Genomic DNA, 17,864 nt, shown 5'->3' with positions numbered 1-17,864 from the left:
TATATACGACAGGAATATTCGAATCTGTAGTGAGCGCGACGTCGATGTCAAGCCATGGGATCGAAACCACCTTCGCCGAGCGGGTCCGCGCGGCGGTCGAGCGCCTGACCCTGGCCGAGCGCCGGGTCGCGCGGTACTTCGCCGATCACCGGGAAGAGGTGCTGGTGGCGTCGGCCGCCGAACTCGCCCGCAAGGCGGAGACCAGCGACGCCACCGTGGTGCGGACGGCGAAGGCGCTCGGCTACGAGGGGCTGGACGCCCTGCGCCGGGAACTGGCGGAGGAACTGCGCCGGGACCTGAGCCCGGCCGGCCGGGTCGCCCGCACCCTGCAGTCCGTCGGCGGCGACCCCGACGCGGCGTTCGCCGCCACCCTCGACCTGCATGCGGAGTCGATCGCCTCGCTCAGGCGCAGCGTCACGGCGCCGCAGTTCCGGGCGGCCGTCGAGCATGTGGTGCAGGCCGGCCGGGTGGCGGTCTTCGGCCTCGGTCCGTCGAGCGCGATGGCCGAGTATCTCGCGGTCCAGCTCGGCAGGTTCGGCCTGGACACGCTCGCCCTGACCGAGAGCGGCCTGCTACTGGCCGACCGGCTGCTGCGCCTGCGGCCCGGCGACCTGCTGGTCGTCATGGCCTACGGCCGGATCTATCCGGAGCTTCGGGCGGTGTTCGACCGGGCCGACGCGCTCGGCGTGCCGCGGATCCTGATGACCGACACGCTGGGCGCCGAGATCGGCGGCCGCGCCGACCTGGTGCTCGACATTCCGCGTGGCCGGGCCGACACCGTCAGCCTGCACACCGCCACCCTGGCGTTCATCGAGGCCCTGCTGGTCGGCGTCGCCGCGCGTCGCCCGGAGCAGACGCTGGAGGCGCTGCGCGAGCTGAATCGGCTGCGGGCCGAGGTCGCCGGGCCGGACCTGGCGCTCTGATAGCTAGGGGTTGCCTGCCTCGGCCTCCGCCACCTCGGCGATCGAGCCGCCGGGATTGGTCGGCTTGCCGGTGACCTGCCGCTCGCGGTGCCAGACATAGACGCCGGCGGCGACCAGCACGCCGGCCCCGATCAGGGTCGCGGCGTCGGGAAAGGAGCCGAAGGCGAAGGCGCCGATCAGCATCGCCCACAGCAGGGTGCTGTAGGAGAACGGCGCGATCAGCGAGGCCGAGGCCAGCATGAAGGCGCGGATCGTCAGGTACTGGCCGGCCACGTGGCAGGCGGCGATGGCGGCGAAGAACCCCCAGTCGCGCACCGTCGGCGTCCGCCAGTCGGCCAGCCCGAGCGGGGCGATCGCGACCAGCCCGGCGGCGGTCGACCAGATCAGGATGGTCAGCGGCTTCTCGGTGCCGCGCATCTGCCGGGTGATGATCAGGCCGCCGGCCCAGCACAGCGACGACACCAGCGGGATCAGCATGGCCGGCTGGAACACGTCGGTACCCGGCCGCAGGATCAGCATCACCCCGAGGAAGCCGGCCCCGACCGCCGCCCAGCGCCGGATCCCGACCTTCTCGCCGAGGAACGGGATCGACAGTGCGGTCACGTACAGCGGCGAGACGAAGCCGATGGCGGTCGCGGTCTCCAGCGGCAGGTGGGTCATGGCGTGCACGAACAGGGTCGCCGAGCCGATCAGCAGCACGCCGCGCACCACGTGGGCGACCGGGCGGCCGGTCCGCCAGGGCCGGGCGCCCCAGTGCCGCAGCACCGCCGGCACCAACAGGGCGGTGACCAGCAGGTAGCGGATCAGGATGATCTGCTCGGCCGCCATGCCGGTGCCAGCCAGGCCCTTGGCGAATCCGTCCATGGCGGTGAACACGAAGTTGGCGCCGAGCAGCAGGCCGATCGCCAGCAGCGGCCGGTCGGGCGGTGCGGTATCGGCTGCTGGGGCGGCGGCGGGCGCCGCCGTTTGGGATGCCATCGGACTCGGCTCGGCTGACGGGCAGGACGCCCTCTCGACATTCGGGACCAACACGGTCCCTGGCGCAAGCGGATTGCGGCAAGAACCGCTGTCCCGTATGGCCGGCTCCACGGCGCGAAGCCGGTCCGCGCGGCGGCTCGATCACGATCGCCGCGGCCGCCACCTTCCGGCGATATAGGCCGCCCGGCCGCCGACGGCGTTCTTCAGGCGGCCGTCAGGTCGTCGACCGCCTTGCGGATGAAGCGCATGTCCTCCGGGTTCAGCGCCGGGTTGCCGGCTCGGTGGCCCCAGATCGATTCGATCGGGCGGAACTCGGCGTTCGGCATCTTCGCGGTCTCGGCCTCGCTGTCCTCGGGCGTGAAGTACAGGTCGGTGCGCGACGGCATGATCATCGACCTGGCGGTGATCGCGCCCAGCGCCTTGTCCAGGTCGCCTTGGTAGATCTCGTTGTCGCTGATGTCCGACAGCTCCCAGGTCTTGAAGCTGGCCACCAGGTCGTCGGCGTTGCGGCGCAGGAAATTGCCCTCCCAGCTCCGCACCAGCCAGTCCTCCAGGTCGCTGAACCCGGCCTGCAGGTACAGCTTCTCCCGGTAGAATGCCTGGCTCATCGCCCAGCCGGCGTAGACCCGTCCCATGGCGCGCAGGCCGGCGACCGGCCGGCCGTCGAAGTACGAGCCGCGCCAGGCCGGGTCGGCGGTCAGCGCCGCGCGGGTGCCATCGATGAACACCTTGTTGTGGACCGAGGTGCGAGCCGAGGTGCAGACCGCGCAGATCCGTTCGACCCGGTCCGGGAAGATCGCGCCCCAGTGCAGCGCCTGCTGGCCGCCCATGGACCAGCCATAGGCCAGCGCGATCCGCTCGATCCCGAACACCTCCTCGAGCAGCCGCTTCTGGGCGTGCACGTTGTCCCAGTGGGTGAACTCCGGGAACCGGCCGTGGCCGAACGGCTCGGCCATGTTGCCGGGCGAGGTCGACAGCCCGTTGGTGAACATGTTGGGGATCACCACGAACCAGCGGCCGGGGTCGAGGATGCGGTCGGGCGCGATCAGCCACTCGGTGTCGTGGTGCTGGGCACCGTAGGAGGTCGGGTACAGCACGACGTTCGACTTGTCCGGCGCCAGGGTGCCGTAGGTCTGGTAGACGATCCGGGCGTTCGGCACGGTCATGCCGCGCTGCAGCTTCATGGAGCCGAGTTCGAAGACCTGCGCGTCGGGCATCCCCGCATCCTTTCCTGAATCGCCGATCAGTTTTGCGCCGGTTACGGTAGGCCGTGCCCGCCGGCCGCGCTAGCGTTCCACGGGCAGGAGACGCGAGAAGGGATTCGCCATGCTTCAGAACAGCATCGCCGTCAGTCCGGTCGCAGGCGCGATCGGCGCCGAGATCGCCGGGGTCGACCTGTCGCAGGATCTCTCGGACGAGACCGTCGGTGCGATCCGCCGGGCGCTGCTGGATCACCTGGTGGTGTTCTTCCGCGACCAGGAGCTGTCGCCCGACCGCTTCATGGCGTTCGCCGGGCGGTTCGGCGAGCCGGTGGCCTATCCGTTCGTGAAGGGGCTGGACGGCTACCCGGAGATCACGCCGATCCTCAAGCGCGAGGAGGACCGCAACAACTTCGGCGGCATCTGGCACTCGGACACGACCTACCAGCAGGTCCCGCCGATGGGCACGATCCTGTACGGCATCGACATCCCGCCCTATGGCGGCGACACCGAGTTCGCCAACCAGTACCTGGCCTACGAGGCCCTGTCGGAGCCGATGCGGCGGTTCCTGGACGGGCTGACAGCGGTCAACATCTCCGGCAAGGGCCGGGTCCAGCAGACCCGCACCGACATGCTGAAGCACTCCTCGGTCGGCATGAAGGGCGACGAGCTGGTGTCGCGCCACCCGGTGGTGCGCACCCATCCGGAGACCGGCCGCAAGGCGCTGTACGTGAACGTCGCCCACACCACCCACTTCGAGGGCATGACCGAGGACGAGAGCCAGCCGATCCTGGAGTTCCTGTTCCGGCACCAGATCAAGGCCGAGTTCACCTGCCGGTTCCGCTGGACCCCGGGTGCCGTGGCGTTCTGGGACAACCGCTGCACCCAGCACAACCCGATCAACGACTACCACGGCTTCCGCCGGCTCATGCACCGCATCACGCTCGGCGGCGACAAGCCGGTGTAAGGCGGGCGTCGGCGCGGCGGGTGGATTCCGGAGCCCGCTGCGCGTCTCCGGAATGACGAAGGAGAGAGGCTTCTCCGGGGCAGCTGTTCTCCCTCGCATCGTCATCCCGGAGGGGACGCGCATGCGTCCGGCTCCGGGACCCACGTCGCGACGGGCATCTACGCGACGGCCACGAACGGCGGCTTGCCGCTGGCATGCGGGCCGGGAACCGGAGTATGGATTCCCTCTCCAGCCCTCATCCCGGACGGGACCGCCGAAGGCGGACCCGATCCGGGATCCATGACCACACGGAGCATCAGATGTCAGGTAGCACCCGCATCGTCGCCGTCGGGGCCGCCCAGCTCGGCCCGATCGCCAAGGACGAGACCCGCGCCCAGGTGGTCGAGCGGCTGATCGCCCTGCTGCGCCGGGCGCATGCCCGCGGCTGCAAGCTGGTGGTGTTCCCGGAGCTGGCGCTGACCACCTTCTATCCGCGCTGGTACATCGAGGACGAGGCCGAGCTCGACCGCTGGTACGAGACCGAGATGCCGGGGCCGGAGACCGCGCCGCTGTTCGACGAGGCGAAGCGCCTCGGCATCGGCTTCTACCTCGGCTACGCGGAACTGACCCACGAGGACGGCGCCAGGCGCCGCTTCAACACCGCGATCCTGGTCGACGGCGACGGCCGGATCGTCTCGAAATACCGCAAGGTTCACCTGCCCGGCCACGCCGAGCACGAGCCGTGGCGGGCTTTCCAGCACCTCGAGAAGCGCTATTTCGAGCCCGGCAACCTGGGCTTTCGGGTGGCCGACGCGTTCGGCGGCCGGATCGGCATGGCGATCTGCAACGACCGGCGCTGGCCGGAGACCTACCGGGTCATGGGCCTGCAGGGCGTCGAGATGGTGCTGCTCGGCTACAACACGCCGATCCACAACCCGCCGGCGCCCGAGCACGACGCCCTGTCCTGGCACCACAACACCCTGGTGATGCAGTCCGGTGCCTACCAGAACGGCACCTGGGTGGTCGGCGTCGCCAAGGCCGGGGTCGAGGAGGGGGTGCACCAGATGGGCGGCACCCAGATCATCGCGCCGTCCGGCGAGACCGTGGCGCTGGCCGTCACCGAGGGCGACGAGCTGATCACCGCCGACTGCGACCTGGACCTGTGCCGGTCCTACAAGGAGACGGTGTTCGCCTTCCACAAGCACCGCCAGCCGCACGCCTACGGGCTGATCACCGGCACCGCCGGCGTGGTGTCGCCGGAAGACGCGGTGAAGATCGACCCGGCGCTGGGGCGGAAGGCCTAGGTTGGTTGGGGTGGGTCCCGGATCGGTCGCGCTGTCGCGCGTCCGTCGGGGATGAGGAATGTTGTGAAGCGCCTTCCCCAATCCTCATCCCGGGCAAGCGTAGCGCGACCCGGGACCCATCCGCCGACAAGCAGCGCTTCATGCCTTGCACCGCGGAACGAACCGCATTAGGTTCCGCCGTCTGACGCACCCGTAGCTCAGCTGGATAGAGTGCTGCCCTCCGAAGGCAGAGGTCACAGGTTCGAATCCTGTCGGGTGCGCCATTCCCTTTCGGACATTCTCGGCGAGTATGGCGGCGGCGGTGCTGCCGGCCGTTCGCGTGCGCCCGTGACGGCCGAGGTCAGCCGCGGGCGGTCCGTCGCACCCCGACCGGCCGCTCCATCCAGGCATGGGCCGTCGCGATGATGTCGGCCATCTCGAGGAACCGCGGCCGCCAGCCCAGCAGCGTGCCGGCCCTGCCGGGATCGGCGACCAGGATAGGCGGGTCGCCGACGCGGCGCGGCTGCAGGCGGTGGGGCACCGGCCGGCCGGTCGTCCGCTCGACCGCCTCGATCAGCTGCAGCACCGACGTACCCCGTCCCGTTCCGAGGTTGACCACGGCACTGCCGCCGCCCCTCAGCAGATGGTCGAGGGCGCAAACGTGCGCGTCGGCAAGGTCGCTTACGTGGACGTAGTCACGGATCGCACTGCCGTCCGGCGTCGGATAGTCGGAGCCGAATATGTCGAACCGTGGAAGCCGGCCGGTGGCCGCCATCAGCAGCAGCGGAACCGCATGGGTCTCGGGATCGTGGATCTCACCGGTCTCGCCGTCCGGGTCGGCGCCGGCGGCGTTGAAGTAGCGCAGGGACAGGGACCGGAGTCCCCTCGTCTGGCCGAAGTCGGACAGAATGCGCTCGACCATCAGCTTGCTGGCGCCGTACGGGGTGACGGGGGCCAGCCGGTGGTCTTCGGATACCGGTACGGCGTCCGGGGCGCCGTAGACGGCGCAGCTGCTGGAGAACACCAGGACGTCGACCCGATGGCGCTCCATCGCCTCGAGCAGGGTCACCGTGCCGTCGACATTGGTTCGGAAGTAGAGATCCGGGTTCTCGACCGACTCGCCGACATTCGTGACCGCCGCAAAGTGCATGACGGCTTCCGGGCTGTACCGGCGGAACACGGCGTCCAGGCCGGCCGGATCGGTGATGTCGCCGACCTCGAACGGCCCCCAGCGCACCAGGGAGCGGTCGCCCTGCGCCAGGTTGTCCAGCGCCACCGGCTCGTGCCCGGCGCGGGCAAGGGCCTTGCAGGCATGCGAGCCGACATAGCCGGCCCCGCCGGTGACGAGTATGCGTGCCATCGACGTTCCTCGAGGACGGGCGAGGCCGCACCGGCCCCGGGCGGCCGATACTAGCGTCCCGGAACGGTCCGGTGCCACCGCTCCGGTCGCCGCATCGGGGAGCGTTCACAATTCCGTTATCGCGACCGCGCCGGGACCGCCATCGTCCGCGATATCCACCTGCCTTCAGGGGGATTCGCGCATTGCCGGAACAGGCCTGGTTCCCGCTTTACCATGCCGAATTGCATTGACCGGTCATCGTATGAGTCGACTACCATACCAGTGGCCGGGTCGACCGGCCCGGTGCCGGCCCGCGCGGGCGCCGCTGCCTACCTCGCGGCTTCTCTCCCCGTGGCATCCGGCGCACGCAACCGGGAGGAGAGGCAATCATGGTCAAGCTCAGGATCAACGGCGTCGAGCAGAGCTTCGACGGCGATCCGGATACCCCGCTGCTGTGGTTCGTCCGCGACGAGCTGGGCCTCAACGGGACCAAGTACGGCTGCGGCGTCGGGCTGTGCGGCGCCTGCACGGTGCACCTGGACGGCGTCGCGGTGCGCGGCTGCCTGACCACGGTCGCGGAGGCGGCCGGCAAGTCGGTCACCACGATCGAAGGGCTTTCGCCCGACGGGAGCCACCGGGTCCAGATCGCCTGGCGCGAACTCAATGTCCCGCAATGCGGATTCTGCCAGTCCGGGCAGATCATGCAGGCGGCGGCGATGCTGGAGGCCAACCCGAATCCGACCGACCAGGAGATCCTGGAGGGCATGCAGGGCAACGTCTGCCGCTGCGGCTGCTACCAGCGGATCGTGTCGGCCGTCCGCCATGCCTCGACGGGAGCGTGAGCCATGCTGCACCACATCGAGAAGACCCTGTCGCCACGCCCGCTGCCCTCCGGGGGGACCGGACGGACGGTGATCGAGAACGTCAGCCGCCGCGGCTTCCTGGCCGGGGCCGCCGGCTTCGCCGTCGCCCTGCAGGTGTTCCCGGCGGACGCCTACGTCGCCTACAAGCACGGCGGTCTGACCATGCCGAACGGCGTGGTCGACGACCCGCACGTGTTCGTCGCGATCGCCCCGGACGGCACCGTGACGATCGTCGCGCACCGCTCGGAGATGGGCACCGGCTCGCGCACCAGCATCCCGATGGTCATCGCCGACGAGATGGAGGCGGACTGGGGGCGGGTGAAGATCGTCCAGGCGGTCGGCGACGAGAAAAAGTACGGCAACCAGGACACCGACGGCTCCCGCAGCCTGCGTCACCACATCCAGCCGGCCCGCGACATCGGCGCCGCGGTCAGGCACATGCTCGAACAGGCGGCAGCGGCGAAGTGGAACGCAGACCCCGACGACGTCGAGGCGATCGGCCACGAGGTCGTGCACAAGTCGCTCGGCCTGCGGGCCGGCTACGGCGAGCTGGCGGAAGCCGCGATGGCGCTGCCGACGCCGCCGCGCGACCGGCTCAGATACAAGGACGAGAAGGCGTTCCGCTACATCGGCAAGGGGGCGGTGCAGATCGTCGACCTGCACGACATCACCACCGGCAAGGCGGTGTACGGCGCCGACGTGGCGCTGCCCGGCATGCTGTTCGCGGTGGTGGCGCGGCCGCCGGTGGTCGGCGGCACCGTGAAGTCGGTCGACGCTTCCGCCGCGCTGAAGGTCCCGGGCGTGGTCCGGGTCGAGCAGATCCCGGGCACGCCGCTCGGCTCGAAGTTCAAGCCGCTGGGCGGGGTCGCGGTGCTGGCCCGCAACACCTGGGCCGCCCTCAAGGGCCGCGACGCCCTCAAGATCGCCTGGGACGACGGGCCGCACGCCGGTTTCGACACCGTCGCCTACGAGAAGGAGCTGCGCGCCTCGGCCGCGGCCCCGGGCAACCCGGTGCGCGATCAGGGCGACCCGGAGAAGGCGCTGGCCGGCGCCGCCAGGGTGTTCGTGCGCGAGTACTACCAGAAGCACATGGTGCACGCGCCGATGGAGCCGCCGGTCGCACTCGCCAACGTCGCCGACGGCAAGTGCGAGGTCTGGGGGCCGCTGCAGAGCCCGTACGGCGCCCGCCTCGACATCGCCGACTATCTCGGCATGAAGGAGGAGGACGTCACGGTCCACGTGACCCTGCTCGGCGGTGGCTTCGGGCGGAAGTCGAAATGCGACTTCGCGATCGAGGCGGCGTACCTGTCGAAGCTGGCCGGCACCCCGGTGCGGGTGCAGTGGACCCGCGACGACGACATCCGGCACAGCTACCACCACACCACCAGCGTCGAGCGGATCGAGATCGGCCTCGACAAGGACAACAGGCCGGTGGCTTGGCGGCACCGCAGTGCGGCACCGTCGTTCCTGTCGACCTTCGCGCCGGACGAGGGCGTGCAGCACCCGATCGAGGTCGGCATGGGGCTGGAGGACATGCCCTACGAGATCCCGAACGTGCGGGCCGAGCAGTGCAAGGCGATGGCCCACACAAGGGTCGGCTGGTTCCGCTCGGTGTCCAACATCCCGCGGGCCTTCGCCGTGCAGTCGATCACGGCCGAGCTGGCCGACGAGCTCGGGCGCGACCAGAAGGACTTCCTGCTGGAGATGATCGGCAGTCCGCGCAAGCTCGACTGGCAGGCCATGGGGCTGGCCCAGCCGATGTGGAACAACGGCGAGCCGGCCGAGGAATTCCCGTTCGACACCGGGCGGTTGCGCGGCGTCGTCGAACTGGCCGCCGCCAAGGCCGGCTGGGGCCGGCAGCTGCCGAAGGGCGAAGGGCTCGGCATCGCCGTGCACCGCAGCTTCGTGTCCTACATCGCCACGGCGGTCCGGGTGACGCTGGGGGCCGACGGCACGGTGCGGGTACCGGAGGTGCACGTCGCCATCGACTGCGGCTTCGTCGCCAACCCGGAGCGGGTGCGTTCGCAGATGCAGGGGGCGTGCGTGTTCGCGATGACGGCGGCGATGCACGGCGGCGTCAACTTCGAGAACGGCGCGGTCCAGGAGAGCAACTTCCACGACTACCGGATGGTGCGCTCCGACAATTTCCCGGAGGTGGTGCATGCCCACATCGTGCCGCATCCGTTCGCGGTGCACGCGACCGGGGTCGGCGAGCCGGCGGTGCCGCCGTTCCTGCCGGCGCTGACCAACGCCATCGCCAACGCCGGCGGCAAGCGCATCCGCGACCTGCCGATCGGCGACCAGACCAAGGCGTGACGACCGCCCGAGGGCTGGCGGGGGCGCACGATGCGCGTTCCCGCCGGTCCGTCCGCTTGCCTGCGTGCCGAGCCGGAAATTGACGTCAAGGTTGCAGTCGCCTTAGCCTGGCCGCGCGGATCGCGGCGGGGCGGGATCGTTGTCGAAGGGCGTGTTCACGACCAAGGTCGAGCCGGACTACGACGACCTGCCGGAGGAGCGGTACCACTTTCCGCGCACCTATCTCCGGCAGGTCGAAGCCGTGGTCGGCGATTGGATCGTCTACTACGAGCCGCGGCGGACGTCCGGGCGGGCGAACAGCCGCGGCGGCCGGCAGGCCTATTTCGCGACGGCGCGAGTCACTCGCATCGAGCGAGATCCTGACCGCGAGGATCACTTCTTCGCCTATGTGGCCGACTTCCTCGAGTTCGATCATCCGGTCCCGTTCCGCGAAGGAACCCACTACTACGAGCGGGCCCTTCGGCGCCCCGACGGCGGCACCAGCAAGGGGATGTTCGGCCGGGCCGTGCGGGTCATGTCCGAGCTCGAATACGATCTCGTCCTGAAGGCGGGCTTTGCGACGACCCTGTTCGAGACGGCGGCCTCGACGGTGACCGCCGTTCCCGCCGGCGAGGCCAGGGGCGGGCTGTCCGAAGCCGACCAGACGCCCTTCGAGCGGCCGATCGTCGAGCGCGTCGTGCGGCGCCCGTTCCGGGACGCAGCCTTCGCCGTCGCGGTCAAGTCTGCCTACGGGAATACCTGTGCGATGACCGGGATTCGCATCATCAACGGCGGTGGCCGCGCCGAGGTGCAGGCAGCCCACATCCGCCCCGTCGCGTCGGGCGGCTCGGACTCCGTACGCAACGGGCTTGCGCTGTCGGGCACCGTGCACTGGATGTTCGACCGCGGGCTGGTCTCGATCGACGACGACCTGACGATCCTGACCGCCGAAGGGCATCTGCCGCCGACGGTCACCCGCCTGTTCAACGAGGACAACCGTCTGATCGTCCCGTCGCGCGACGACCAGCGGCCGAACCCGAAGCACCTTCGGTATCACCGCAAGACGATCTTCAAGGGATAGGGCTTCAAGGGCTAGGGCGCGCCCGGCGCCGGGTCGCGTTCAGCCGGCCGGCTGCGCCGTCCCGCCCGTCAGCCCGTGCTTCAGCACGGCGATCACGTCGTGCAGCTGCGAGGCGTCGTTGGTGGTGCGCTTGACCAGCAGCGCGCCCTGCAGGGCGCCGAACACCAGCCGGGCCATCTTGGCCGGGTCGTCGCGCAGGGCGAACTCGCCGCGCCGGCGGCCGCGCTCCAGGGTCGCCGCCAGCCACGCCTGGTGCTCGGTGAAGAACCGGGCGACCCGGTCGCGCACCGGCTCCGGCAGCGCCGGCATCTCGCCGGCCAGCGCGCCGCACAGGCAGACCCGGTCCGGAGTGCCGGCGAATATCAGGTACGGCTCGAGATAGTGGTCGAGCATCGCCATCGCGGACTGGCCGTCGTCGGCGGCGATCACCTCGAGGGCGGCGCCGAAGCGGTCGGCGTAGCGGTCGACCACCGCCAGGCCGAGATCGGCCTTCGACGGGAAGTGATAGTGGATGCTGGCCTTGCGGATGCCGAGGGCGTCGGAAATGTCCTGGTAGCTGAACGCGTTGTAGCCGCGCGTCTGGATCAGCGTCTCGGCGATGTCGAGGATGTCCGCTGCGGTGTTCGATCGCGGGGACGGGGCTTTGGCGGGCGTGGTTATCGCTCGGGTTCCCGTGCTGCGGTAGGTGCCTGACGCTCCAAATACCCCGTGCCGGCGGCCGCGATCAATTCCTCGCGATCGGGGCCGCCGGGCGGGTTCAGAACTTCTCGGTGCTGGGGCGCAGGTCGAGCTCCTGGGTCCAGGCCGAGCGCGGCTGGCGGGCCAGGGCCAGGCAGGCGGCGGCGATGGCGTCGGGATCCATGCGTCCGTCCCCCGTGGGACCGTCCCCAGCGGGGCCGAACCGGCCGTCGGTCTGCGGCTCGTCGATCAGCCCGTCCAGGACGAGGTGGGCGACGTGGATCCCGGCCGGCCCGAACTCGCGGGCCAGCGACTGGGCGAGCCCGCGCAGCGCGAACTTGGCCGAGGCGAAGGCCGCGAACCGGGCGCCGGCCCGCACGCTGGCGGTGGCGCCGGCCAGCACGATCGTGCCATTCCCGCGCTCGACCATGGCCGGCAGCACGGCGCGGGCCGCGTGCACGGCGCCCAGGAAGCCGGTCCGCCAGACCGCCTCGAACTCGGCAGGCGCGGTCTCCAGGAACGGCCTGATCAGCAGCGTGTGCGCGGTGTGGACCAGCACCTCGACGCGGTCGGCGAACGGCGCGATCGCGGCCGCCGTCGCGGCGACGTCGGTCAGGTCGACGACGAGGTGGCTGTACCGGCCGGCGGCGACGGCCACCGCCTCGGTCGCCGGGCCGGTGGCGCGGTCCGACCGCGACAACCCGACGACGTCGTGGCCGTCGGCCGCGAACGCGGCCGCGAGGCTGACGCCGAGGCCTTCGCCGATGCCGGCGATCAGGGTGATCGGGCGGACGGTCATGGCACCTGCCTCACAGCCAGCCGAGGATCGAGGCGATGATCACGACCTGCGCCGCCCAGCCGGCGGCGAAGGCCAGCGTGCGGGCCACCGGGATGCCGGCGCTGTACACCACGAAGTGCGCGAGGCGGGCGAAGAAGTAGACGACGGCGGCCGCCTGGGTCGCCGGGGTCGAGATCGCCAGCGCGTGCGCGACCAGCACCGCCGGGACGAAGATCGCCAGGTTCTCGACCGCGTTGGTGTGCGCCTTGGCGGCGCGCTGCGCCCAGGCCGCCTGCGGCTCGCCGCGCTCCGGCAGCTCGGCGGACAGGGTCGCGCCGAGACCCCGGACCGCCATGCGGTTGAGGATGTAGGGCACCCAGAACAGCGCCGTCATCAGCACCGTCAACGTCATCCAGTACAGCTCGGTGGTCATATCCGTCTCCCTGTCGAGGCCGTTCCGTGGTGGACGAGCGAAATTTACCTACTAGAAGGTAGATTAGTCAATCTCCGACGATCGCCTCGACCGACGGTCGATTGTTCCTGATTTGTTCTGGACTCCGGATCGGGTGGGAGGCACAGTGTCCGCATCGAGACATCCGGTGAGGCGATCATGACGGCAACCGACAGCGACCGGCGGATCGACTACGTCGAGTTCGGCGTCGCCGACATCGCCCGCGCCAAGGCGTTCTACGGCGGGGCCTTCGGCTGGACCTTCACGGATTACGGGCCGGAATACTGCGAGTTCTCCGACGGCCGCATGAAGGGCGGGTTCACCACCCTGACGCCGCCGCGGCCCGGCGGCCCGCTGGTCGTGCTGTACGGCGACGATCTCGCCGACCTGCTCCGCCGGGTCGAGGCCGCTGGCGGAACGATCGCCCGGCCGGTCTTCGAGTTTCCCGGCGGCCGGCGGTTCCATTTCCTCGATCCGGACGGTTACGAGCTGGCGGTTTGGTCAGTCGCCTGAGCTGCGCGTTTTGCGCGAACATTGACACGAGGGCGGATGGCCGGTGAACTTCGGGCGTGGCCCCGCCGGCCCCGACCGCCGTTCCCCGACCGCCGTTCGTGCAACGCGAAGGCGGCACCCGCACCGAGGACGAGGCGACGCATGGCTGACCTCGATCTGATCCTGGTGACCCAGTCCAACGTCGTCGACTACGAGGGCTTCGGGGACCTGCCGCTGGACCGGCTCGACCTCTACAAGTCGCTGGTCTACCCGCGCATGGTGCACCACGGCGGCCGGTTCCGGTCGCACCTCGACTACCTGAACCACAAGCGTTTCGGGAAATACTTTGCCGACGCCAGCTACCCGGAACGGCGCGGCATGTACAACATCTGGAACCTCGCCTCGATGGCGGGCGTCCACCTCGCCAACTACCTGGCGCAGTTCGGCCTGCGGGTGCGGCTGATCAACAACCTGGATTCCGAGTGGGACTGGTTCGAGGAGGCGTATCGCGACTGCGCGACGCCGCCGCTGGTCGGGCTGTCTTCCACCTTCTATCTGTCCTGGAAGGAGGTCGGCGGCGTCGCCAAGCGGCTGCGCGGCCTCGACCCGGACATGGACATCGTGCTCGGCGGCGCCTTCGCCAATGCCGAGACCATCCACCAGAGCCCGGCGGCGTTCGAGGCGCGGATGCGGAAATACGGCTTCCGCTACGTGCTGCACGCCTTCAACTCCGAGCCCGACCTGCGCGACCTGCTGCTGGCCCGCCGGGCCGGGCGCAGCCCCGACACCGTGAACAACCTCGCCTGGATCGACGGCGCGCTGAAGACCGGCGCGTTCGCGGCGACCGGGACGCAGTGGAACACGCCGCTGCTGGCGCTTTCCGACGTGCCGCCGACCTGGGACCGGCTGGAGATGCCGTTCCTGAACCGCACCATCCAGATCCGCACGGCGGCGGGCTGCCCGTTCTCCTGCGCGTTCTGCTCCTACCCGACCACCGCCGGGCCCTGGAAGACCGTGGACGCAGACACGGTGCGGGCGCATCTCGACTCGGTCATGCGGATCCCCGGCGTCGACCGCGTGATCTTCATCGACGACACCTTCAACGTGCCGCCGCACCGCTTCAAGGAACTGGTCAGGATCTTCGCCGACTACCCCTTCGAATGGTTCTCGTTCCTGCGGGTGCAGTACGTGACCGAGGAGGTGATGGCGATGATGAAGGATTCCGGCTGCCGCGGGGTCTACCTCGGCATCGAGTCGGCCAGCGACCGGATCCTGAAGAACATGAACAAGCGGGCGACCGGCGCGCAGTTCGCCAAGGGCGTGCAGCTGCTCAACAAATACGACATCGACTACCTGGCGGCCTTCGTGCTCGGCTTCCCGGGCGAGACCGACGCGACCGTGCAGGAGAACGTGGACTTCATCCGCGACAACGGCGTGCGCTACTACTCGCTCAAGGAATTCTACTACATGCCGCACACGCTGGTGCACGAGCAGCGCGAGCGGTACGGCCTGACCGGCGACGGCGGCAAGTGGGCGCACGACACCATGACCCACGACCGTGCCGCCGAGATCAAGCTGGAGCTGTTCCAGTCGATCGACACCAGCACCCACGTCGATCCGGACACCAGCCTCTGGTACATGGCCTACCTGTACGACCAGGGCCTGTCCTTCCCCGAGATCCGGCGCGAGCAGGACGAGATCAACGGCCTGATGAAGGCGCAGCTGCGATCGCTCGGCAAGCCGGCCGATGCGGCGGTCGCCGCCGAGTGACCGTGTCCCGGGTTCGCGCGCAGGATCGCCCGATGGGTCCCGGCTCCGCCACGCCTGCGGCGCGCCGGTCCGGGATGAGGGTTGGAAGACGGTTGCCCCCCGAACCTCATCCCGGCCGCAGCGGCGCAGCCGCGGAGAGCCGGGACCCATGCAGGGCCCGTCGGCCGGCGGGCTCGCCTCCATGAACCACTCCCCCGCATGACCGTCGTCTCGCCGGTCTTCCTCGCCGTCGCCTTCCTGGCCGTCGTCGCGGTGCACGCGTTGCGCGGCCGGGTGCGGCGCGACCTGATCCTGCTGGTCGCCAGCCTGGGATTCGCGGCGGCGGCGCTCGACCTGATCTCGCTGGCCGGGATGGCGGTGTTCGTGGCCGCCGGCTTCGCCCTGCTGCGCGCAGTGGTCGCGGTCCGGCGCCCCGGCGTTCTGCCGGCGGCGGTCGCGGCGGCGGTGACGCTGTTCTGGCTGCTCGGCGAGAACGACGTGGCGCTCGGCCTGCCGCGGCCGGAGCCGGTGGTGCTGCTCGGCCTGTCCTACGTGATGTTCCGGCTCGTCCACCTGCTGGTCGACGTCGGCCAGGGCGAGCTGACCGAGCCGATCGGGGTCCGCGGCTATCTCGGCTACCTGCTGTTCTTCCCGAACCTGCTGGCCGGCCCGATCCAGCGCTACGAGCACCTGGCGCCGCAGCTCGCCGAGCCGATGTCCCCGCCGACCGAGGACGCGGTCCACGAGGGCATGCGCCGGGTGCTCGAGGGCGCCTTCCTGGTGATCGTGGTCGCCGGGCTCGCCCACCAGGGGTTCCTGGCCTGCCGGTCGGCGAGCGGCGGCATCGCCTTCGGCCTCGCCGCCCTGGCCTTCAGCCTCCACCTCTACGCCAGCTTCGCCGGCTACATGGGGGTGGTCGTCGGCCTCGGCCGGCTGCTGGGGCTGGAGATCCCGGAGAACTTCGACCGGCCGTGGCTGGCCCGCAACTTCCTGGACTTCTGGTCGCGCTGGCACATCACCCTGTCCGAGTGGTTCAAGTTCTACCTGTTCAACCCGGCGACCAAGGAGCTGCTGCGGGTGGTCGACCGGCCGGCCGCGGTACCCTGGCTCGGGGCGGTCGGGTACTTCCTGACGTTCTTCGTCATGGGCGTGTGGCACGGCACCAGCGCCACCTTCGTGGCCTACGGCCTGCTGCTCGGCCTCGGGGTCAGCCTGAACAAGGCCTGGCAGGTCTGGATGCTGCAGCGGCTCGGGCGGCGCGGCTACGGCGCGCTGATGGCCCGGCGCTGGTACGGCGTCGCCGCCCGGACCCTGGCGCTGTCCTGGTTCGCGCTCGCCCTGGTCCTGTTGTGGGCCGATCTGGGCGTCGTCGCCGCGACCGCGGCACAGCTCGGAGCCGGCGGCGTCGCCGAGGCCGTGGGCGTGGTGGTGGCGGCGATCGCGGTCGCCGCCGGCATCGGTTCGCTTACCGGCGTCGGGATCGCCTGCGGACGGCTCGAGGCCGTTGCCCGGCGTGACGGAATCGTCATGGCGGCCGGCGTCGCCCAGGTCGTCGCCATCGCCTACTATCTGCTGGTCCGGCAGGGAGACGTGCCGGTGCTGATCTACCAGGGGTTTTGAGCTGGAGGCGGGCGTGAGCGCGGAACGGTTCGAGACGGTGTGCGCGGTGGTGGCGGAGACCCTCGACGTCGATCGCGCCGAGATCGATGCGGATACATGCTCTGCGACCCTGCCGCTGTGGGATTCCCTGGCGCATCTGATGATCATCAACGCCGTCGAGAAACGCTTCGACATCGTCCTGCCGAGGCGTGACGCCTACACGGTCAGGAATGTGGGCGAGCTGGCCGGGCTGGTCGATCGCCAGCTCGCCACGGGTGCCTGATCGGCGTGCTGCAACGAAGAGTCGTATCGATGCGTCCGGAATGTAATTTATGGCGCGGGCGGCAGCGTGATACCGTCGCGCGGGGAGCGGGCGCCGCCTGAGGTTGCGGAGGGACGCGATGCCGATGGATGGACTGGGACCGCAGAGCCAATGGTTCGCGCGCGTCCGGCCGCGTCCGCAGGCCGCGGTCCGGCTGTTCTGCTTCCCGCATGCCGGCGGTGCCGCATCCAGCTACTTCCACTGGCCGGCGGCGCTGGACGGCGTTGACGTGCTCGCAGTCCAGCCGCCGGGCCGGGAGGGCCGGATCGCCGAGCCACCGGTCGCCGACATGGCGACCCTGCTGGAACGGCTGGTCGCCGCCGTCGAACCGTATCTCGACCGGCGGTTCGCGTTCTTCGGCCACAGCATGGGCGCGCTGGTCGCCTTCGAGCTGGCGCGTGAGCTGCGGCGCCGCGGCCTGCCGGCGCCGGAACGGCTGTACGTCTCCGGCCGCCGGTCCCCGACCGTGCCGACCGCCGAGGCGCCGCTGCATGTCCTGCCCGACGACGAACTGGTCGCCGAGCTGAATCGCCGGTTCGGCGGGCTGCCGGCGGCGATCCTGGCGGAGCCGGAGCTGATGGCGCTGTTCCTGCCGGTCATCCGGGCCGACCTGACGGTGCTGGAGCGTCACGGCTTCGCCACCGAGCCGCCGCTCGCAGTACCGATCACCGCGTTCGGCGGCGTGGACGACGCGCGGGCCACGGCGGACGGCCTCGAAGCCTGGGAGGAGCTGACAACCGGAGGATTTGCGATGCGGCGGTTCCCCGGCGGTCACTTCTATCTGCACGAGCGGCGCGAGGCGTTCCTGCGCGCCTTCGCCGACATGGTCGCTGCCGATCTCGGAACCGGACGGGCGCCGGGCGGCGCCGGTTCCTGATCCCGGCGACG

At 70.2% G+C, this 17,864-nt stretch carries 17 protein-coding genes, 1 tRNA gene and 1 pseudogene; 12 read left to right on the top strand and 7 right to left on the bottom strand.

Going from position 1 to position 17,864, the window contains the following annotated elements:
* Positions 1–44: 44 nt before the first annotated feature.
* On the top strand, positions 45–923 hold the full coding sequence (locus tag IE246_RS14475) for a MurR/RpiR family transcriptional regulator (protein WP_189990801.1): 879 nt from the start codon (positions 45–47) through the stop codon (positions 921–923).
* A 3-nt stretch (positions 924–926) separates the two neighbouring features.
* On the opposite strand, the gene IE246_RS14470 is transcribed toward IE246_RS14475, so the two are convergent.
* Together IE246_RS14470 and IE246_RS14465 are read right to left on the bottom strand one after the other, a co-directional pair.
* Complete coding sequence (locus tag IE246_RS14470; RefSeq protein WP_189990799.1) at positions 927–1,901, bottom strand: DMT family transporter; 975 nt, start codon at positions 1,899–1,901, stop codon at positions 927–929.
* A 203-nt stretch (positions 1,902–2,104) separates the two neighbouring features.
* The gene (locus IE246_RS14465; protein ID WP_189990797.1) at positions 2,105–3,118 is read right to left on the bottom strand and encodes an alpha/beta fold hydrolase; all 1,014 of its coding nucleotides are present in this window, start codon (positions 3,116–3,118) and stop codon (positions 2,105–2,107) included.
* A gap of 109 nt (positions 3,119–3,227) precedes the next feature.
* On the opposite strand from IE246_RS14465, the gene IE246_RS14460 reads away from it, so the two are divergent.
* The 3 genes from IE246_RS14460 (at position 3,228) to IE246_RS14450 (ending at position 5,613) form a co-directional block, all read left to right on the top strand.
* Positions 3,228–4,067 carry a TauD/TfdA dioxygenase family protein gene (locus IE246_RS14460; RefSeq protein WP_189990795.1) on the top strand — a complete coding sequence of 280 codons (840 nt, stop codon included), beginning with the start codon at positions 3,228–3,230 and terminating at the stop codon, positions 4,065–4,067.
* Positions 4,068–4,366: 299 nt separating this feature from the next.
* Positions 4,367–5,350 (top strand): N-carbamoyl-D-amino-acid hydrolase, encoded by a 984-nt coding sequence (locus tag IE246_RS14455; RefSeq protein ID WP_189990793.1) that lies wholly within the window; start codon positions 4,367–4,369, stop codon positions 5,348–5,350.
* A 186-nt stretch (positions 5,351–5,536) separates the two neighbouring features.
* A tRNA-Arg gene (locus IE246_RS14450) sits at positions 5,537–5,613 on the top strand.
* A gap of 77 nt (positions 5,614–5,690) precedes the next feature.
* Here IE246_RS14450 and galE read toward each other — a convergent pair.
* A complete protein-coding gene (galE, locus tag IE246_RS14445; protein WP_189990791.1) occupies positions 5,691–6,689 on the bottom strand; it encodes a UDP-glucose 4-epimerase GalE in 999 nt (332 codons plus the stop codon).
* 368 nt (positions 6,690–7,057) lie between these two features.
* On the opposite strand from galE, the gene IE246_RS14440 reads away from it, so the two are divergent.
* The 3 genes from IE246_RS14440 (at position 7,058) to IE246_RS14430 (ending at position 10,907) form a co-directional block, all read left to right on the top strand.
* A complete protein-coding gene (locus IE246_RS14440; RefSeq protein WP_189990789.1) occupies positions 7,058–7,510 on the top strand; it encodes a (2Fe-2S)-binding protein in 453 nt (150 codons plus the stop codon).
* A gap of 3 nt (positions 7,511–7,513) precedes the next feature.
* The gene (locus IE246_RS14435; protein ID WP_189990787.1) at positions 7,514–9,847 is read left to right on the top strand and encodes a xanthine dehydrogenase family protein molybdopterin-binding subunit; all 2,334 of its coding nucleotides are present in this window, start codon (positions 7,514–7,516) and stop codon (positions 9,845–9,847) included.
* Positions 9,848–9,986: 139 nt separating this feature from the next.
* Entirely contained in the window at positions 9,987–10,907 is a 921-nt protein-coding gene (locus IE246_RS14430) for an HNH endonuclease (protein ID WP_189990785.1), read from the top strand.
* A gap of 39 nt (positions 10,908–10,946) precedes the next feature.
* Here IE246_RS14430 and IE246_RS14425 read toward each other — a convergent pair whose 3' ends face one another.
* The 4 genes and pseudogenes from IE246_RS14425 to IE246_RS14410 form a co-directional block, all read right to left on the bottom strand.
* Positions 10,947–11,378 carry a TetR family transcriptional regulator C-terminal domain-containing protein gene (locus IE246_RS14425; RefSeq protein WP_189990783.1) on the bottom strand — a complete coding sequence of 144 codons (432 nt, stop codon included), beginning with the start codon at positions 11,376–11,378 and terminating at the stop codon, positions 10,947–10,949.
* A gap of 12 nt (positions 11,379–11,390) precedes the next feature.
* A pseudogene (locus tag IE246_RS28245) lies at positions 11,391–11,507 on the bottom strand (TetR/AcrR family transcriptional regulator); the annotation flags it as partial.
* Positions 11,508–11,664: 157 nt separating this feature from the next.
* Positions 11,665–12,384: an SDR family NAD(P)-dependent oxidoreductase gene (locus IE246_RS14415; RefSeq protein ID WP_189990780.1), complete on the bottom strand. Its 720-nt coding sequence runs from the start codon at positions 12,382–12,384 to the stop codon at positions 11,665–11,667.
* Positions 12,385–12,394: 10 nt separating this feature from the next.
* Positions 12,395–12,796, bottom strand: a complete 402-nt coding sequence (locus IE246_RS14410) for an MAPEG family protein (RefSeq protein WP_189990779.1) — start codon at positions 12,794–12,796, stop codon at positions 12,395–12,397.
* 177 nt (positions 12,797–12,973) lie between these two features.
* On the opposite strand from IE246_RS14410, the gene IE246_RS14405 reads away from it, so the two are divergent.
* From IE246_RS14405 to IE246_RS14385, 5 genes are all read left to right on the top strand, one after another.
* Positions 12,974–13,327 carry a VOC family protein gene (locus IE246_RS14405; RefSeq protein ID WP_189990778.1) on the top strand — a complete coding sequence of 118 codons (354 nt, stop codon included), beginning with the start codon at positions 12,974–12,976 and terminating at the stop codon, positions 13,325–13,327.
* Positions 13,328–13,468: 141 nt separating this feature from the next.
* Positions 13,469–15,076, top strand: a complete 1,608-nt coding sequence (locus IE246_RS14400; RefSeq protein ID WP_189990777.1) for a radical SAM protein — start codon at positions 13,469–13,471, stop codon at positions 15,074–15,076.
* Positions 15,077–15,274: 198 nt separating this feature from the next.
* On the top strand, positions 15,275–16,675 hold the full coding sequence (locus IE246_RS14395) for an MBOAT family O-acyltransferase (RefSeq protein ID WP_189990776.1): 1,401 nt from the start codon (positions 15,275–15,277) through the stop codon (positions 16,673–16,675).
* A gap of 13 nt (positions 16,676–16,688) precedes the next feature.
* The gene (locus IE246_RS14390) at positions 16,689–16,937 is read left to right on the top strand and encodes an acyl carrier protein (protein ID WP_189990775.1); all 249 of its coding nucleotides are present in this window, start codon (positions 16,689–16,691) and stop codon (positions 16,935–16,937) included.
* 118 nt (positions 16,938–17,055) lie between these two features.
* The gene (locus tag IE246_RS14385) at positions 17,056–17,853 is read left to right on the top strand and encodes a thioesterase II family protein (RefSeq protein WP_189990774.1); all 798 of its coding nucleotides are present in this window, start codon (positions 17,056–17,058) and stop codon (positions 17,851–17,853) included.
* Positions 17,854–17,864 lie beyond the last annotated feature (11 nt).

The organism is Thalassobaculum fulvum (assembly GCF_014652915.1).
Classification (GTDB): Bacteria; Pseudomonadota; Alphaproteobacteria; order Thalassobaculales; family Thalassobaculaceae; genus Thalassobaculum_A; species Thalassobaculum_A fulvum.
Note: the sequence above shows the minus strand (reverse complement) of the source record. Positions and strands in the feature narration are given on the sequence as shown.

Coding starts and splice junctions, on each gene's coding strand:
- IE246_RS14475 (WP_189990801.1), top strand. CDS start 45: ATGTCAAGCCATGGGATCGAAACCACCTTCGCCGAGCGGGTCCGCGCG.
- IE246_RS14470 (WP_189990799.1), bottom strand. CDS start 1,901: ATGGCATCCCAAACGGCGGCGCCCGCCGCCGCCCCAGCAGCCGATACC.
- IE246_RS14465 (WP_189990797.1), bottom strand. CDS start 3,118: ATGCCCGACGCGCAGGTCTTCGAACTCGGCTCCATGAAGCTGCAGCGC.
- IE246_RS14460 (WP_189990795.1), top strand. CDS start 3,228: ATGCTTCAGAACAGCATCGCCGTCAGTCCGGTCGCAGGCGCGATCGGC.
- IE246_RS14455 (WP_189990793.1), top strand. CDS start 4,367: ATGTCAGGTAGCACCCGCATCGTCGCCGTCGGGGCCGCCCAGCTCGGC.
- galE (WP_189990791.1), bottom strand. CDS start 6,689: ATGGCACGCATACTCGTCACCGGCGGGGCCGGCTATGTCGGCTCGCAT.
- IE246_RS14440 (WP_189990789.1), top strand. CDS start 7,058: ATGGTCAAGCTCAGGATCAACGGCGTCGAGCAGAGCTTCGACGGCGAT.
- IE246_RS14435 (WP_189990787.1), top strand. CDS start 7,514: ATGCTGCACCACATCGAGAAGACCCTGTCGCCACGCCCGCTGCCCTCC.
- IE246_RS14415 (WP_189990780.1), bottom strand. CDS start 12,384: ATGACCGTCCGCCCGATCACCCTGATCGCCGGCATCGGCGAAGGCCTC.
- IE246_RS14410 (WP_189990779.1), bottom strand. CDS start 12,796: ATGACCACCGAGCTGTACTGGATGACGTTGACGGTGCTGATGACGGCG.
- IE246_RS14405 (WP_189990778.1), top strand. CDS start 12,974: ATGACGGCAACCGACAGCGACCGGCGGATCGACTACGTCGAGTTCGGC.
- IE246_RS14400 (WP_189990777.1), top strand. CDS start 13,469: ATGGCTGACCTCGATCTGATCCTGGTGACCCAGTCCAACGTCGTCGAC.
- IE246_RS14395 (WP_189990776.1), top strand. CDS start 15,275: ATGACCGTCGTCTCGCCGGTCTTCCTCGCCGTCGCCTTCCTGGCCGTC.
- IE246_RS14385 (WP_189990774.1), top strand. CDS start 17,056: ATGCCGATGGATGGACTGGGACCGCAGAGCCAATGGTTCGCGCGCGTC.